This window comes from Mycobacterium sp. E2733 (assembly GCF_001667585.1).
Classification (GTDB): Bacteria; Actinomycetota; Actinomycetes; order Mycobacteriales; family Mycobacteriaceae; genus Mycobacterium.
This window is the reverse complement of record NZ_LZJZ01000119.1, coordinates 1-739: the sequence shown is the minus strand read 5'-3', so window position 1 is coordinate 739 and position 739 is coordinate 1. Positions and strand designations below refer to the sequence as shown.

Below are 739 nucleotides of genomic sequence, written 5' to 3'. Positions count from 1 at the left end.
GACCCGAACGCCCCGCAGGGGGCGTTCACCGCCGCGCGGGCCGCCAAGGCCGAGGGCGTGCAGATCTCGACGATCTCCTTCGGCACGCCGTACGGCACCGTCGAGTACGAGGGCGCCACCATCCCGGTTCCCGTCGACGACCAGACCCTGCAGAAGATCTGCGAAATCACCGACGGCCAGTCGTTCCACGCGGACAGCCTCGAGTCGCTGAAGAACGTCTACGCGACCCTGCAGCGCCAGATCGGCTACGAGACCGTCAAGGGCGACGCCAGCCTGGCGTGGATGCTGCTGGGGGCCGTCGCGATGGCCGGCGCCATCTTGGCCGGGCTGTTGCTGAACCGCCGGCTGCCGTCCTGAGCGGTCAGACCGGGAGCCGCCGGTTGATCCGCAGCGCCAGCGCCGTCGCGATCAGCGCGGTGATGACGCCCAGGCGCAACCACCCGGCGCTGCCCGGCCCCGGCACCGTGCGGTAGCCGATGTCCTTCTCGATGGCGTTGTAGCTCTTGGACAGCTCGTCGACGTTGCTGGCCGTGTAGGACTGCCCGCCGGACAGCTTGGCGATCATCTTCATCTGGTCGGTCGAGACCGGGACGGCCACCCGCTTCCCGTCCATCTCGATCTCGCCGGTCTTGGTGCCGAACGAGATCGTCGAGATGGGCACCCCCTCGTCGCGGGCAAGCCGCGCCGCGGTGTAGGCCCCGTCATGCGGATCGCTGGGGTTGGACGGCTTGTTCTCCTT

The 739-nt window shown here is 69.0% G+C and carries 2 pseudogenes; one reads left to right on the top strand and one right to left on the bottom strand.

Features of this window, described 5'->3' with window-relative positions:
- A pseudogene (locus tag A5678_RS21605) lies at positions 1-357 on the top strand (hypothetical protein); the annotation flags it as partial.
- A gap of 4 nt (positions 358-361) precedes the next feature.
- On the opposite strand, the pseudogene A5678_RS21600 reads toward A5678_RS21605, so the two are convergent.
- A pseudogene (locus tag A5678_RS21600) lies at positions 362-739 on the bottom strand (hypothetical protein); the annotation flags it as partial.